This is a genomic window from Paenibacillus rigui, assembly GCF_002234615.1.
GTDB classification, from domain to species: Bacteria; Bacillota; Bacilli; order Paenibacillales; family NBRC-103111; genus Paenibacillus_S; species Paenibacillus_S rigui.
Window position 1 is genome coordinate 85935 of the sequence record NZ_NMQW01000027.1, and the last position, 14771, is coordinate 100705.

Genomic DNA, 14771 nt, shown 5'->3' on the forward strand with positions numbered 1-14771 from the left:
ATGACGTTGTTAACGAAGACTAGAAGGTTAAATAAACTATTGCAAAAGGAAGCGGGAAATCCCGTCAGCTTTATGAATATGGCGGAAGTTCTGAGCGACATACTGCAGGCGGATATTTTTGTAGTTAGCCGCAAAGGGAAGGTGCTGGGGAAGGCTTTTGCCACCTCCGGCCAAGACGTGCTGCTGCCCGAAACGGTGCTGTCAGAGAACCGGTTCCCTGCTGAATACAATCAACTGCTTCTTAAAGTCGAAGAGACCTCATCCAATCTGGATGCTTTGAGTGATTATCACATATACGGCAACCGGATCCCGGAGGAGCAGATTTATATTACGATTGTACCGGTCATAGGCGGCGGGGATCGGCTGGGCACATTGATTTTGACCAAAAGAGAAGCGGAATTTATCGATGATGACCTTATTGTTGCAGAATATGGATCTACAGTTGTAGCTATGGAAATTTTGCGTGAAAAAGCAGAGCAAATCGAAGTAGAGGCTAGAGGTAAAGCAGTGGTGCAAGTGGCAGTTGGCTCGTTATCATTCAGCGAACTGGAAGCCGTCGATCATATTTTTGAGCAGCTTGAAGGTCAGGAAGGATTGCTTGTTGCAAGCAAAATAGCGGATCGTGTCGGAATTACTCGATCGGTAATTGTCAACGCACTGCGAAAATTGGAAAGCGCGGGTGTCATTGAAACACGGTCCTTGGGTATGAAAGGTACCTATATTCGGATACTGAACGACCAATTAATCCATGGGATACAAAGTCTAAAGCTTTAGTAAAATCGCAGGTTCTAAGCCCTATATCACAAATATAGGGCTTTTTTCATATTGTAATAATTTTCATATTTATTCATATTAGATATAGTTCTTGTAACCTACATTTGTTTCCAACAATGCAATAATTTTTTTAAGTATTATGTCGAAGAAAGGAGGATAATGCTGCTAACTTGTTGAATAGTAAAACTTGACATCAACTTGAAGGTAGGAGAAAGCATGGATATTTTAAACAAACCTGGCTTTAATCAGATGGAGCGCTCCTTGAATGCGGCTAGTATGAGACAAAAAGTGATCGCCGACAATATTGCTAATGTAGACACACCGTATTTTAAAAGGTCAGAAGTTCAGTTCGAAGAACTGCTGCAAAATGAAATCAACGGCTCCTCAATTCAAGGAAAGCGAACAGACCCAAGGCATTTTTACATAGGGAAGCCGGCAAGCCCGGATCCGAGAATATTTCAAGATAACAAATCTGCAATCAATAACAATTTGAATAATGTGGATATGGATTATGAAATGTCACTCATGGCTAAGAATCAGTTGAGATATAACGTGATGATTCAAGAAGTGAGCGGCGATATCAAAAAAGCCAGAATCGCAATTGGGGGGAGGTAATAATAAATGAGGCTAACAAACGGTTTTGACATAAGCTCCTCCGCCTTGACCGCACAACGGTTTCGGATGGATGTTATCTCCTCGAACATTGCTAACGCGGATTCTACCAGAGCGCGTATGGTCAATGGGAAGTGGGTGCCTTATCAAAGGAAGCTCGTAACTATTGAACCGAACCAACCCACATTTGATCAGGTGCTCAAAAATGCGCAGTCGGATGCGCCAACCGCCGGAGAAGGGGTGAAAGTGACGAAGGTAATCGAGGATACTTCTCCCTTTAAGCAGGTTTACAATCCAACGCATCCCGATGCAGATGAAAATGGGTTTGTTATGATGCCGAATGTTGACGTGCTTAAGGAAATGGTGGATATGATTTCTGCAACACGATCGTATGAAGCTAACGTTACTGCACTGAATGCTTCCAAATCATTGATAAGCAAAGCCTTGGAAATAGGGAAGTAAAATCATAATGGAACAAAGGAGCCGATAATATGATCGATAAATTAACACTTCAGCCCATTCAAGCTGCTGCGACGGCTCAAACGAGCAAAAACTTAAGCGCCTCGGAAGTAACGGACCAATTCGGCCAATATTTAAACGATGCCATGTCCAAGCTGAATGCTCAGCAGCAAACGGTCGATAAGCTGAACGATCAGTTCGCGAAGGGCGAGATTTCAGATGTTCATCAAATCATGATCGCTTCGGAAAAAGCCTCTCTTGGCTTAGAGCTCACTGTCCAACTGAGAAACAAAGTAATTGATGCATATCAAGAAATCATGAGAATGCAAGTTTAATCGGGCTTAGATAGAAATATGAGCTACGGTCATTCAGATGGGGTGAAACAGTGAACGAAAATGTGGCCCAGTATTGGAATCGCGTCACGCAGTACTGGAATCAATTCAGCAAAGCGCAAAAGATTACATTTATCGCAACGGTTGTACTAGTCATTCTAACGCTAGGAATTATCAGTTATAACTTTTCGAAAACAGAGTATGCTTTAGCTTACACCGATTTGCAGCCTAGTGATGCTGCTGCAATCAAGACTTATTTGGACGGAGCCAAGATTCCTTATCAGCTTAGTGAAGATGGAAAAAGTATCGGCGTTCCCCGGAGCCAAGTAGCCAATGTGAAGCTGGCTGTAGAATCCCAAGGCTTGAATAAAAGCGGGAATATCGGGTACGGTGCGTTTGGACAGAATAGTACTTTTGGCACTACAGACAAGGAATTTAACGTAAAGTACGTAAATGCTGTACAAGGAGAGCTTCAACAGCTCATTAATTCCAACACAGCGGTAGCAAGCTCCAAAGTGTTGATCAGCCTTCCGGAAGAAACGGTGTTTCTGCCAAAAGGGTCCGAGAAAGAGAAAGCATCGGCTTCTGTCGTACTTAACTTGAAACCAGGGTATCAATTGGATCAAGCGAAAGTGGATACGATGTACAATCTTGTTTCTCACAGTATCAAAGGGTTGCCAGTCGAGAATATCACCATCTCTGATCAGAATGGTGAGATGCTGGAGTATTCAAAGGGTAAGAGCAAAATTAACAATACAAGCTTGGCAACGCAAAACTTTGATATTAACAATCAGTTTAAGAATGATGTTCAGAAAAATGTTCAACAAATGCTCGCATCCATTCTTGGTAAGGACAAGGTTATTGTTTCGGTCTTCTCTACGATGAACTTTGATCAAACCAATCGCAAAGAGCAATTGGTTACGGCTCCCAATACCGTGGATCAAAAAGGCTTGGAAATTTCCGTTCAGGAAATTCAGAAGAATTACACGGGCACGAGTGCCGGTACGACAGGTGGGGTTGCAGGAACAGGACAGACGGATGTTCCAGGCTATCCAGGCAGCAATGCTAATGGGAATACCAAATCCGAAGAGCTTCAAAAGACTGTGAATTACGAAGTGAATCGGATTACAAACGAAATTGTGGCTACACCTTACGTTGTTAAAGATTTAACCATTAATGTCGGAATTGAACCACCGAATCCGGAAGATCCGAATTCTTTGACTCAAGAAACCAAAGACGCAGTTCAAAAAATATTGGTCAATGTCGTCAGAGCAGCCCTTGCAGACAATAAGCAAACGTTGACGGATGATGATCTTTCGAAGAAAGTTACCGTGTTTGCACATACTTTTGCGAGAACGAATTCCAGTGCTGCGACAAGCTCCAATGCAATGCTGTTGTACGGCGGACTTGGCGGACTGGCTTTAGCCCTATTAGCCGCAGGCGGTTATATGTTCATGAAAAGAAGAAAGGCCAGACTTCAAGCGGAAGAAGAACTGGATGCTGAACCGGCAAAACTCGAATTCCCAACCATTGATATTGATAACGTAACTAATGATAATCAGGTGCGCAAACAACTGGAAACTTTGGCGAAGAGAAAACCAGAGGAATTCGTCAACTTGCTTCGCACTTGGTTAGTAGATGAATAGAGGTGTGCTTTATTGGCTAAAGCTCAGCAAGGATTAACCGGACGACAGAAGGCAGCGATCTTATTAATCAGTTTAGGTCCGGAAGTCTCCGCACAAATTTTCAAGCATCTCAGGGATGAAGAAATTGAGCAGCTCACGTTAGAAATTGCTAATGTCAGAAAAGTTGACAATGCAGAAAAAGAATCGATTCTTGCCGAATTCCATCAAATATGTTTGGCTCAGGAATTCATTTCCCAAGGCGGTATTGCCTATGCCAAAGATATTTTGGAAAAAGCGCTTGGTTCACAAAAAGCGTTGGATATTATTAATCGTCTGACGGCTACTTTGCAGGTGAGACCGTTCGATTTTGCCAGAAAGGCAGACCCAGCTCAAATTTTGAACTTTATTCAAAACGAGAATTCACAAACGATCGCATTAGTTCTTGCTTACCTACAGCCGGAGCAGTCTTCAATCATTTTATCTTCGCTTCCGCAGGAGAAACAAGCAGATGTAGCCAAACGTGTTGCTTTGATGGATAGTACTTCACCGGAAGTCATTAGTCAGGTGGAACGAGTGCTTGAACAAAAGCTGTCGGCGACGGTTACTCAGGATTATACCAATGCCGGAGGCATCGCATCCATTGTACAAATCTTGAACGGGGTTGACCGGGGGACGGAGAGAACGATCCTCGATTCACTTGAAATTCAAGATCCGGAGCTTGCCGAAGAAATTAAGAAAAGAATGTTTGTGTTCGAGGATATCGTCAACATCGACAACCGTTCGATTCAACGTATTATTCGCGACATCGAGAATGCCGATTTGCAATTGGCACTTAAAGTGGCGAGCGAAGAGGTTCGCGATGCGATCTTTAAGAACATGTCGAAACGGATGGCAGAAACCTTTAAAGAAGAAATGGAATTTATGGGTCCTGTCCGATTGCGCGATGTTGAAGAGGCTCAGACACGTATTGTTGCAACGATTCGCCGCTTAGAAGAATCCGGTGAGATTATCATCGCACGCGGCGGAGGAGATGATATTATTGTCTAATGTCATCAAATTTACCCAGTATACTTCTATAGACGAAAAAAAAGTGGTAGATGTTGCATCACCAAGTCATTTACTTCATCCAGATGCAGAAGGCTTCCAAGATGGTCTTAGTCCGGAGCAGCAAGCTGAGATGGATGAACTGACATTAATTAAAGAACAAATTCTTCAGGATGCGGAAAGCTTCGCTGAGGAACAAGTAAGAGCTGCCATGGATGAGGCTGCCGCATTGCGTCAGCAAGCGCAAGCTGAGATGGAACAATGGTGGAACGAGCAGCGTCAGCATGACGAGGAACTGCAGGTTCAAATGAAGGAACAAGGTTTTCAGCTGGGCTATGAAGAAGGGCTTAAGCAAGCTGAGACAGAGCTTCGTGAGCAGTATAACGAAATGCTTCATGAATCATCGCAAATTTTGGAGCAAGCTTATGTATTGAAGCAGCAGATCATTCAGGAGGCCGAGCCTTTCCTTATTCAAATGAGCTGCGCGATTGCTGAGAAAATCGTTGCCCGACAATTAACTGTCGAACCGGAATGGATTGTTGAGTTGATCCAAAATGTACTAACCCGTCGAAGAGAAAAAGGCATCATCACTTTGTGTGTCGCTCCGGCTCATTTTGCTTATATTCAGGATGCAAGAGAAGAGCTGCTCTTACATATCGATTCTCAAGCGGAGCTTCAAATCATACCCGATCCATCCGTTCAAGACCATGGTTGTGTGGTACGCTCATCATTTGGCAGCATTGATGCTAGAATCGATACGCAATTAAAAGAGATTAAAAATGCACTTCAGCATCTTGCCGTTCGAAACGAGGGAGTTTAGATGAATCAGGTCCTCAACCCTGCCAAGTATTTGGAACATCTTAGACAAATGGATCCGATCCGGGTAAACGGAAAAGTAACACAAGTCATTGGCTTAACAGTGGAATCGGAAGGTCCCGATGCGAGCATTGGCGATGTATGTTATATCTACCCATTGAAATCCAACCAGCCTTTAAAGGCTGAAGTGGTAGGCTTTAAAAACAACAAAGTGCTTCTGATGCCATTGGGTGAATTGCATTCCATCGGACCGGGTTGTGATGTCGTAGGTACCGGAAAGCCATTGACCGTACAGGTAGGTCATGAACTGCTGGGCAAAGTCTTAGATGGACTCGGACAACCATTAGACGGTACGTTCTTATCTTCTCGTATGACACATTATTCGACACACAATGTTCCAAGCAATCCTTTAAAAAGACCTCGGGTACTGGAACCGATCAGTGTCGGCGTGAAAGCTATCGACGGCCTGCTAACCATCGGGAAAGGTCAACGTGTTGGTATTTTCGCAGGTTCTGGTGTCGGTAAAAGTACGCTGATGGGAATGATAGCCCGTAATACTTCAGCTGATGTGAATGTCATTGCTCTTATTGGGGAGCGTGGACGGGAAGTATTGGACTTTATCGAGCGTGATCTAGGGCCGGAAGGTCTGGCAAGATCGGTCGTTATTGTCGCTACGTCAGATCAGCCGGCATTAATTCGAATTAAAGGCGCATTAATCGCGACCAGCATCGCAGAATATTTCCGAGATCGCGGACTTAACGTCATGATGATGATGGATTCCGTTACCCGATTTGCTATGGCACAACGTGAGGTCGGTCTTGCTGTAGGCGAGCCGCCGGCTACTCGAGGCTACACACCATCGGTATTTGCGACACTGCCCAAGCTGCTCGAACGTTCAGGTACAGGCCCGAAAGGCTCCATTACGGCATTCTATACGGTTCTTGTCGACGGAGATGATATGAATGAGCCCATAGCGGATGCGGTTCGCGGTATTTTGGATGGACATATAGTCCTGGATCGTAACATTGCCAACCGTGGCCATTATCCTGCCATTGATGTTCTAGCCAGTGTAAGCCGGGTTATGAATGAAATTGTGTCTAGGGATCATCGATCAGCGGCTGAGAATTTGAAGCGGATGCTTTCTATTTATAAGGATTCGGAGGACCTGATTAATATAGGGGCGTACCAACGCGGATCCAATGCAGAAATTGATCGTTCCATTGAAAATATTCAATCCATTTGGGATTATACGAAGCAAAGAACGGATGAGAAGCTCACATTTAGTGAGGCGCAGGAAAGATTACTTCAACACTTCTTATAAAGGGTGAGGCTAAAGGATGCGTTTCCGTTATACTTTTCAAAAAATAGTTGATCTCAAAACAAATGAAAAAACGCAAGCTGAATGGATATTGTCTCAAGCGATCGGCAAGATGAGAGAAGAAGAATCTTCTTTGCATGAGCTGCATTCCGCTAAGGATGAACTGTATGAGCAGCTTCATACCGCTTCCTCCTGTAAAGCTACGATCTCCCAGCTTCTGATTATGCAGCAGTATGTTGATCATATTGATCATCAAATTGTGCTGAAAAACAAAGATCTGGAGCAGGCGCAGCAAGTGGTCACGATCAAACAGAATGATCTGGCAGGTAAAATGGTGCAGGAGAAGGTATGGTGTAAGGCAAAGGAAAAAGCGTTACAAGGTTTCACATCAAGGATGCTCAAGAAGGAGCAGGAACAACTGGACGAAATGGCAACGAACCGATTCCGGAGATTGTCATAAATTCAGGACCAGGACAGGGAGGCGAGCTTAATGGCAGATGTGGATGTAGAGAATACCTCCTCATATGGGGCGATGGAACGGTTTCTCATTTGGTTTCTAATCCCATTTGTATTTACCGCTGTGCTGCTTGGCGTATTGCTGACTATCTTCGATTATGATGTTATGAACAGCGTGCTTCGTACAGCTAACAAAGTACCGATTATTAAATCCATTGTACCGGAGCCGAAGGAGAAGGCGGCAGACTCTAAAGCAGCAGGGAAAACAGGGCAGCAGGATGCTGGGAGTCCAACCCAGGAGGAAACGGTAGGAACCTTAACTTCAAAGCTAAATGAGAAAGACCAGCAGCTCAAAACAACGGAATCTGCGGTACAGCAGCGGGATCAAACGATAAAAGAGCTTCAATTGAAAAATAGCAATTTGGAAGAGCAAATGAAAAGCAAGGCACAATCCGATGAGGAGTACTTGAACCAAATTCAACAGCTTGCTTCCATGTACGCTAAGATGTCGCCGTCTAAATCCGCTCCAATTATGGAAAACCTGACGACAGCTGAAATGGTCTTGGTGCTGAGCTCCATGAAAACGGACGATCGTGTCAAAATTCTTGAAAAAATGGATCCGAAGAAGGCGGCGGACGCCTCCATTTTACTTAAGGATCAAACGTCGGTGAAAGATAAGGAAATTGCGGCGTTACAGGAGCGATTAAAGCAGGTGGCTACTCCAGATGCCAAGTCTTCGCAGAAGTTAAGCAAGGATGACCTGGGTTCGACTTTCTCCAATATGACCCCCAAAAGCGCAGCTACGGTATTGCTGGAAATGCAAAGCTCGAATCCGGATAAAGTGATTTCTATTCTAAGCTCCATGGATAGTGCGGGCAGATCGAAAATTATTACGGCAATTTCCGAACAATCCAAAGAAACAGCGGCGCTGATCTCTGCACGCTTGGCACAATAAACTAGTGAGAGGAGGTGAAACGATACAATGGAAATTCAATTAGCAGCAAGTACGACTGCGGCAGCAGCAGGTACTGGAACAGCTTCTGGTACGAATGGAGCTTCTGCCGGCAATGGTGCGGCAGCGGGTAACGGCTTTTCCGCAACTTTAAAAGGTCTGATTGCCGCTGTACCTTCCGGTGACGCAGCCAATACCCAAGTCATGCTGCCTACCTTGCCTGCCCTGATTCAATTGGTAACTAACGCTTCAAATCAAGGGCAAGCCGTAACGGAAGTTAAGTCGGAAGACCTTTTAAAACAATTGGATGCCTTGATCAATTTGTTGAATGCAAATGATGATGAAGCCAAGCAATTGTTGGAGAATCCGGATGTTCAAGCCTGGCTTGCACAGCTGCAATTACTTTTAGCCGTTACTCCTACACCTGCAGCCGTTTCGGAAGCTTTACCGGTAACAGGTGCAAAGGGTGAGAATCAGACTTCTGTTCCGCAGGTTCAAGGTCAAGTACAGGACGCTCAACTGAAGGCGCAACAAACCGCTGCATTAAACCCTGTGCTGTTCGTACCATTAGAAACCGCTGCAGATCAAAATAATGCCGTACAATTGACGCAGGCCGCATCACTTAAGCCAATATCCAAAGAAGAGGCGGTTGAGTTGTTAGGGAAGTTCAAACAAGCTGTGCAAAAGGATCCAACCTCAGCGGCAGCGAAAACAATTCAACGTGCACTGACATCAATGCTTCCGGTACAGCAACAGCCATTGCTGCAAGTCGCAAATGTATCAAATGATGTTCCATTACAGGCAGCATCAACGGGTACAGCTCCAGTTATTCCACAAGCACTGGAAATGTTAGCAGCCAAAACGCTGCCGCCAAAGCTGGAGGCGCAAAGCACTGTATCTTCTGATGAGCAGTTATTTGAGCCACTAATGGATATGCAAGCATCTTCGAATGATACGCAGGCGATGCCGCTTCACGAGTATGTCAAACAAGTATCTGCAGGAACACATGTGGCTAAACCGCCTGTTCTGCTTGCCAATGCGCCGACTTTTGCTGAAGACATGACACAGTTTGTTGTAAAGTCTTTTACGATGAATGTGATCGCAGAAGGAGTAACGGAGGCAAAGCTATCGCTGTATCCACAACATTTGGGTCAAGTGGATGTGAAGCTTACTATGCAGAATGGACAATTGATTGCCCAGTTTATGGCGGATAGTGTAGCAGGTAAGGAAATGCTGGAAAGTCAGCTGACTCAATTGCGTACGACACTGCTGAGTCAAGGGATTCAGGTGCAAAAGCTGGAAGTAACACAAAACCAGGCATTCCAGTCCGGCATGTTCCAGGAGCAAAGGCAGCAGCAATCCCAGCAATCGTCTAAGCAGCAAAAAGGTAACGGCACGAACAAAGTACTTTCCTTGGAAGAGGAAATAGCTCAAGCCGCTTCCGCACCAACACAAGCCCAAACCATTTCTACCGGAATAAGACAAACATCAATTGATACGACGGCATAAAAATCCGGATCGTTTACAGAGCATCGGGAGGTGAAAAGATGTCGGATTCTGTTACAGGAACCAAAAATGTATGGCCTTATTATGCAAAGTCGAATGTGGATAATGCTACAAAACAAGCGGCTAAGGATAAAAGCAGTCTGGGGAAAGATGATTTTCTGAAAATATTGATCGCCCAGCTTAAAAATCAGGACCCTTCGCAGCCGTTGGAAGACAAAGAGTTTATTGCTCAAATGGCTCAATTTTCATCCGTTGAGCAATTGTCCAATATAAGCAGTGAAATGAAATTGATGCGGCAATCCTTAGGCTTTGCTTCCGGTTTAATCGGTAAAGATATTACTTGGGACGGACTGGATGAGAAGGGCGAGGTTGTCGCCAAAACAGGAGCCGTTGAATCGATTGTCGTAAAGGATGGCTCGCAATTTGCGGTTGTGAAGGGTGAGCAGGTCGCCATGGACCGGATTAGCAAAATTGCGGAGCATGTGGACACAACTGCTTCGGGTGAAACCAAATGACCGAGCGTATATCCGTCGGACAGCTGTATCCCGGCAGTTTAAGACCCTCTCCGCTTAAGCGAAATGAAGCTCAGCCTATTCGACAGGAAGAAAGCTTTCAATCCGTATTGCAAAACGAACTGGTTCGTTTCAGCAATCATGCGGAGCAGCGATTGAAGCAAAGAGGGATTGAGTTTAAACCGGATCAATTGGCCAAAATCCAAAAAGCCATTGATCAAGCCGCTTCTAAAGGAGCAAAGGATTCATTAATGCTGATTAATGATACGGCTCTCATCGTAAATATCAAGAATAGAACCGTAGTTACCGCCATGGATGGTGCTTCAATGAAGGACAACATGTTCACGCAGATTGACAGCGCAGTTATTATTTCTTAAGCACAAGGGCTGGACCTTAATGGAAGCCCGGGGTTGTGGAACGACCGAAGCAACCAAGTAACCATATTACATAATCGCTTATAGGAGGCAATTGTACATGTTAAGATCCTTATACTCCGGTGTGTCCGGTATGCGCGGATTTCAAACGAAGCTTGATGTGATCGGTAATAATATTGCCAATGTCAATACGATTGGTTTTAAAGCAGGACGCGTTATGTTTAAAGATATTCTTAGCCAAACCGTTGCTGGCGTAACAGCCCCTGTTGAAGGAGAAAAGGGCGGCGTGAATGCGAAGCAAATCGGCCTTGGAGTAACGGTCAGCGCCATTGACACGGTCCATACCCCAGGTAGTGCTATGACGACTAACGTGCCTACAGACCTGCGTATTGATGGCGATGGATTCTTCGCTGTATCGCCTAACGGAACAACCGAGAGTATGTATCTTACACGTGCCGGTAATTTCACTGTGGATGCAAGCCGTCAGTTGGTTAATGCGGACGGACAGTTTGTTCTAAGCACTGATGGTGGACCGATTACTCTTGGCGCGGATGTCACTGGCTTCTCGATTTCACAAAATGGGGAAGTTTTAACGACATTATCGGATGGAACTACAGGCAATGCAGGTTTCGTAGGCATTGTTAAGGTAACGAACCCTGCAGGATTGGAGAAGGTTGGCGGCAACCTGTACCGTACTACTGCAAACTCTAACGTCGATGCGGCAGAGATAGTGGCTGCTAATGATACTACTCTTGGAACAGGCGCTATCATTGCAGGCCAATTGGAAATGTCTAACGTGGACCTAACATCAGAATTCACTGAAATGATTGTTGCCCAACGTGGTTTCCAAGCAAATTCCCGTATTATTACAACTTCCGATGAAGTGCTCCAAGAGGTTGTAAATCTGAAGCGTTAATAGATTGAATGGGGAGGCGGCAGCCTCCCTCCATTAAACACCTGGGAGGCTGTCCATGATTCGCTTGTCGCGCTTGAATGGAAAACAGATTACTGTGAATGCATTAATGATTGAAAGTATGGAAGAAACACCTGATACCATCATTACATTAGTAACCGGAAAGAAGCTTACCGTTTTAGAGCCTGCAGAGGAAGTGACTCGACTGGCAACTCAATATATGCAGTCGATCGGATTGGTTGCAGGGACGATAAAGAGTTTGGATTCGGAGGGGTTGTAGTTGTTTAAGAGCAGAATTTTCCTATTGGTTGTTGCCATTCTCATAGCTATAACCTTAATATTGACGGCTGCTTTTGTTCTATGGAATTATATGGATAAGGCGAATCAAGACCCGCAGGAGCAAGCTCAATCTTCAGCTAATCAAGTTAAGGCTGCAAAGAAATTGAGTCCTGATGAGACTAAAGCTAACACAGTCATCATGAAGGATATTTTGACAAATCTCGCTACCAGCAACCGTTTTATTAAAGCGAGCTTTGCCGTTGAATTGGAAAATCCGAAGGCGAAGGATGAGTTCGAGAAGCTTGATTTCAAAATGAAAGCCATCATCGTACAGACGCTTGCCGATATGACACCTGAACAAGTCCAGGGCAGCAAAGGCTTTGACAATCTTACTTCGATCCTTATGAATAAAATGAATCCATTGTTAACTGCAGGGAAGATTAAGCAAATTTGGATTACCGATAACGTTCTTCAATAATGATGATTTGGTTTTCATAAGGAGGTGACGCAAGTATGGTTGATGTTCTATCACAAAATGAAATTGACGCCTTGTTGGCTGCGTTATCCTCGGGCGAGATGGATGCAGAAGAATTAAAAAAGGAAGAGTCCCAGAAAAAAGTAAGAGCCTACGATTTTAAACGTGCGGTTCGCTTTTCAAAAGACCATATCCGAAGCTTAACTAGAATCCACGAAAACTTTGCACGTTACCTAACCACTTACTTCTCAGCACAACTGAGAACGTTCGTTCAAATTAGTGTAGTTCAAGTGGAACAGCTGCCTTACGATGAATTTATACGGTCGATCCCCAAAATGACCATTCTGAACATTTTTGAAGCCGAGCCGTTGGAAGGCCGCATGGTGCTTGAAGTTCACCCGAATGTAGCTTATGCGATGCTGGATCGCCTTCTGGGGGGCGCAGGGACGTCTCCTGCGAAGATTAATGCACTGACAGAGATAGAGACCATTGTGATGGAAAGAATCTTTAGCAGGGCGTTTGAGAGCTTACAGGAGGCGTGGAAAAGTGTAATTGACCTGTCTCCGAGGATGGAAGCGCTGGAAACGAATCCGCAGTTTATGCAGATCGTTTCACCCAATGAGACGATTGCACTGATTTCCTTAAGTACAAAGATTGGTGATACGACCGGGATGATCAATCTTTGTATCCCGCATGTGGTAATCGAGCCGATCATGCCAAGGCTGTCCGTACATCATTGGTTCGTTTCGCAGAAAAAAACGAGCGCACCGGAAGAAGTGCTGGCATTGCAAGCAAGGCTTCACAAAGCGAAGCTGCCGATCATAGCAGAATTAGGTGAGTCTCAAATTTCTGTCAGAGAATTTTTGAACTTGCAAGTAGGCGATGTCGTTTCTTTGAACAAGCCCGTAGACGAAATGCTAAAAATCCGTATCGGAGAGAAATTAAAGTTTATCGGTACGCCAGGAACGACCCGAGGGAAATTGGCAGTGCAAATTAGCGAGATTGTCGAAGAAGGAGCGGAAGAAAATGACGAATAACAAAGATTATTTGTCTCAAGAAGAAATTGACGCATTATTGAGACAATCATCCGGTGATAGCAGCTCGGAATCGGTGGCTATGGATTTGCAGATGGAAGATTTCTTATCTTCTTTGGAACAGGATGCTCTTGGAGAAATTGGCAATATTACCTTCGGTAGTGCAGCAACGGCATTGTCGACATTGCTCGGCAAAAAAGTCGACATCACGACTCCGAAGGTGTCGATTATTGCAAAAGAGGATTTGGTTGAAGAATTTCCAAAGCCTCATGTAGCCGTGCATGTAAATTATGTAGACGGTTTTCATGGCATTAATTTGCTCGTCATCAAAACCCGGGACGCACAGGTCATTGCCGACCTCATGATGGGCGGAGACGGTACGGCCCAAGAGGGCGAGTTAACGGAGATTCATATTAGCGCGGTGCAAGAAGCGATGAATCAGATGATGGGCTCCTCCGCAACGTCGATGTCAACCATCTTTAACCGCTTTGTCAATATATCTCCCCCTGGGATCGATATATTAAATTTGTCGGATGCAGAAGGAACTTCGACACTTCCTCCCGAAGATGTATTTATAAAAATATCTTTTCGCTTAACCATCGGAGATTTGATTGATTCCACAATCATGCAATTGCTTCCTGTCAGATTTGCGAAAGATATGGTTTCTATTTTGATGGGAGGGGGAGACACCTTAGAAGAAACTGCAGCAGCTTCTGCGCCCGCAGTACCAGCTGCACCGGCTTCAGCGCCAATTCCTGCGGCACCTGAGCCAGCTCCACAAGTACATATGGCGCCGCCAATGCAGGATCCGTATGCTCAACCAATGCATCAACAACCTATGTATCAGCAGCCCATGTACCAACAGCCGATGTATCCGCCACAACAGCCGATGTATCAGCAACCGCCTGCCGCTGCATATGGAACTGCTCCGCAGCGCGATGTGAACGTGCAGCCAGCGCAATTTTCCAACTTCACACCGCCCCAGCTGACGCCGGCAGAAGATACAAATTTAAATCTTCTTCTGGATATTCCGTTGAAGGTCACGGTGGAACTTGGAAGAACACATAAGGTAATTAAAGACATTCTTGAACTGTCTCAGGGGTCGATTATTGAGCTCGATAAGCTTGCAGGTGAGCCTGTTGACATTCTGGTCAATAACAAGCTGATTGCCAAAGGCGAGGTTGTCGTTATTGATGAGAACTTTGGGGTTCGTGTTACGGACATTGTGAATCAGTGGGACCGTATTCAGAAATTACAATACTAAACATAATCTAGGAGGACGATTCACCC

Annotated in this window: 18 protein-coding genes; all 18 read left to right on the plus strand. The window is 44.9% G+C overall.

Features of this window, described 5'->3' with window-relative positions:
* The 18 genes from codY to fliY all read left to right on the plus strand — a co-directional run bounded on the left by codY (position 1) and on the right by fliY (position 14745).
* On the plus strand, positions 1–774 hold the full coding sequence (gene codY / locus CF651_RS19350) for a GTP-sensing pleiotropic transcriptional regulator CodY (protein WP_094016516.1): 774 nt from the start codon (positions 1–3) through the stop codon (positions 772–774).
* A 216-nt stretch (positions 775–990) separates the two neighbouring features.
* A complete protein-coding gene (gene flgB, locus CF651_RS19355; RefSeq protein WP_094016517.1) occupies positions 991–1389 on the plus strand; it encodes a flagellar basal body rod protein FlgB in 399 nt (132 codons plus the stop codon).
* Between the two features lie 6 nt (positions 1390–1395).
* Positions 1396–1848, plus strand: coding sequence for a flagellar basal body rod protein FlgC (gene flgC, locus CF651_RS19360; protein WP_094016518.1), 453 nt, complete (start codon positions 1396–1398; stop codon positions 1846–1848).
* A gap of 29 nt (positions 1849–1877) precedes the next feature.
* A complete protein-coding gene (fliE, locus tag CF651_RS19365; protein ID WP_094016519.1) occupies positions 1878–2180 on the plus strand; it encodes a flagellar hook-basal body complex protein FliE in 303 nt (100 codons plus the stop codon).
* A gap of 50 nt (positions 2181–2230) precedes the next feature.
* Complete coding sequence (gene fliF / locus CF651_RS19370; protein ID WP_094016520.1) at positions 2231–3823, plus strand: flagellar basal-body MS-ring/collar protein FliF; 1593 nt, start codon at positions 2231–2233, stop codon at positions 3821–3823.
* A 12-nt stretch (positions 3824–3835) separates the two neighbouring features.
* Positions 3836–4849, plus strand: coding sequence for a flagellar motor switch protein FliG (gene fliG / locus CF651_RS19375; RefSeq protein WP_094016521.1), 1014 nt, complete (start codon positions 3836–3838; stop codon positions 4847–4849).
* On the plus strand, positions 4842–5666 hold the full coding sequence (locus tag CF651_RS19380; protein WP_094016522.1) for a FliH/SctL family protein: 825 nt from the start codon (positions 4842–4844) through the stop codon (positions 5664–5666). Before fliG ends, CF651_RS19380 begins: the two co-directional genes overlap by 8 nt.
* Positions 5667–6983, plus strand: coding sequence for a flagellar protein export ATPase FliI (gene fliI, locus CF651_RS19385; protein ID WP_094016523.1), 1317 nt, complete (start codon positions 5667–5669; stop codon positions 6981–6983). It begins immediately after the preceding gene.
* 16 nt (positions 6984–6999) lie between these two features.
* On the plus strand, positions 7000–7440 hold the full coding sequence (gene fliJ, locus CF651_RS19390) for a flagellar export protein FliJ (RefSeq protein WP_094016524.1): 441 nt from the start codon (positions 7000–7002) through the stop codon (positions 7438–7440).
* Positions 7441–7470: 30 nt separating this feature from the next.
* Entirely contained in the window at positions 7471–8391 is a 921-nt protein-coding gene (locus tag CF651_RS19395; RefSeq protein ID WP_094016525.1) for a magnesium transporter MgtE N-terminal domain-containing protein, read from the plus strand.
* Positions 8392–8418: 27 nt separating this feature from the next.
* Positions 8419–9897, plus strand: a complete 1479-nt coding sequence (locus CF651_RS19400) for a flagellar hook-length control protein FliK (protein ID WP_094016526.1) — start codon at positions 8419–8421, stop codon at positions 9895–9897.
* Positions 9898–9935: 38 nt separating this feature from the next.
* A complete protein-coding gene (locus CF651_RS19405; RefSeq protein WP_094016527.1) occupies positions 9936–10409 on the plus strand; it encodes a flagellar hook capping FlgD N-terminal domain-containing protein in 474 nt (157 codons plus the stop codon).
* A complete protein-coding gene (locus tag CF651_RS19410; protein ID WP_094016528.1) occupies positions 10406–10783 on the plus strand; it encodes a TIGR02530 family flagellar biosynthesis protein in 378 nt (125 codons plus the stop codon). Before CF651_RS19405 ends, CF651_RS19410 begins: the two co-directional genes overlap by 4 nt.
* A 97-nt stretch (positions 10784–10880) precedes the next feature.
* Positions 10881–11696: a flagellar basal body rod protein FlgG gene (gene flgG / locus CF651_RS19415; protein ID WP_094016529.1), complete on the plus strand. Its 816-nt coding sequence runs from the start codon at positions 10881–10883 to the stop codon at positions 11694–11696.
* A gap of 55 nt (positions 11697–11751) precedes the next feature.
* Positions 11752–11973, plus strand: a complete 222-nt coding sequence (locus CF651_RS19420) for a flagellar FlbD family protein (RefSeq protein WP_094016530.1) — start codon at positions 11752–11754, stop codon at positions 11971–11973.
* Complete coding sequence (locus tag CF651_RS19425) at positions 11974–12450, plus strand: flagellar basal body-associated FliL family protein (RefSeq protein WP_094016531.1); 477 nt, start codon at positions 11974–11976, stop codon at positions 12448–12450. It begins immediately after the preceding gene.
* A 35-nt stretch (positions 12451–12485) separates the two neighbouring features.
* Positions 12486–13484: a flagellar motor switch protein FliM gene (gene fliM / locus CF651_RS19430; protein ID WP_094016532.1), complete on the plus strand. Its 999-nt coding sequence runs from the start codon at positions 12486–12488 to the stop codon at positions 13482–13484.
* Complete coding sequence (fliY, locus tag CF651_RS19435) at positions 13474–14745, plus strand: flagellar motor switch phosphatase FliY (RefSeq protein WP_094016533.1); 1272 nt, start codon at positions 13474–13476, stop codon at positions 14743–14745. The genes fliM and fliY overlap by 11 nt, the downstream gene beginning before the upstream one ends.
* Positions 14746–14771: the final 26 nt, after the last annotated feature.

What these genes read in the sequence shown, in the direction of transcription:
- CF651_RS19410 (WP_094016528.1), top strand. Translation starts at nt 10,406, where the DNA reads ATGACCGAGCGTATATCCGTCGGACAGCTGTATCCCGGCAGTTTAAGA.
- fliM (WP_094016532.1), top strand. Translation starts at nt 12,486, where the DNA reads ATGGTTGATGTTCTATCACAAAATGAAATTGACGCCTTGTTGGCTGCG.
- flgG (WP_094016529.1), top strand. Translation starts at nt 10,881, where the DNA reads ATGTTAAGATCCTTATACTCCGGTGTGTCCGGTATGCGCGGATTTCAA.
- CF651_RS19395 (WP_094016525.1), top strand. Translation starts at nt 7,471, where the DNA reads ATGGCAGATGTGGATGTAGAGAATACCTCCTCATATGGGGCGATGGAA.
- CF651_RS19405 (WP_094016527.1), top strand. Translation starts at nt 9,936, where the DNA reads ATGTCGGATTCTGTTACAGGAACCAAAAATGTATGGCCTTATTATGCA.
- fliJ (WP_094016524.1), top strand. Translation starts at nt 7,000, where the DNA reads ATGCGTTTCCGTTATACTTTTCAAAAAATAGTTGATCTCAAAACAAAT.
- flgB (WP_094016517.1), top strand. Translation starts at nt 991, where the DNA reads ATGGATATTTTAAACAAACCTGGCTTTAATCAGATGGAGCGCTCCTTG.
- fliY (WP_094016533.1), top strand. Translation starts at nt 13,474, where the DNA reads ATGACGAATAACAAAGATTATTTGTCTCAAGAAGAAATTGACGCATTA.
- flgC (WP_094016518.1), top strand. Translation starts at nt 1,396, where the DNA reads ATGAGGCTAACAAACGGTTTTGACATAAGCTCCTCCGCCTTGACCGCA.
- fliE (WP_094016519.1), top strand. Translation starts at nt 1,878, where the DNA reads ATGATCGATAAATTAACACTTCAGCCCATTCAAGCTGCTGCGACGGCT.
- codY (WP_094016516.1), top strand. Translation starts at nt 1, where the DNA reads ATGACGTTGTTAACGAAGACTAGAAGGTTAAATAAACTATTGCAAAAG.
- CF651_RS19420 (WP_094016530.1), top strand. Translation starts at nt 11,752, where the DNA reads ATGATTCGCTTGTCGCGCTTGAATGGAAAACAGATTACTGTGAATGCA.
- fliI (WP_094016523.1), top strand. Translation starts at nt 5,667, where the DNA reads ATGAATCAGGTCCTCAACCCTGCCAAGTATTTGGAACATCTTAGACAA.
- CF651_RS19400 (WP_094016526.1), top strand. Translation starts at nt 8,419, where the DNA reads ATGGAAATTCAATTAGCAGCAAGTACGACTGCGGCAGCAGCAGGTACT.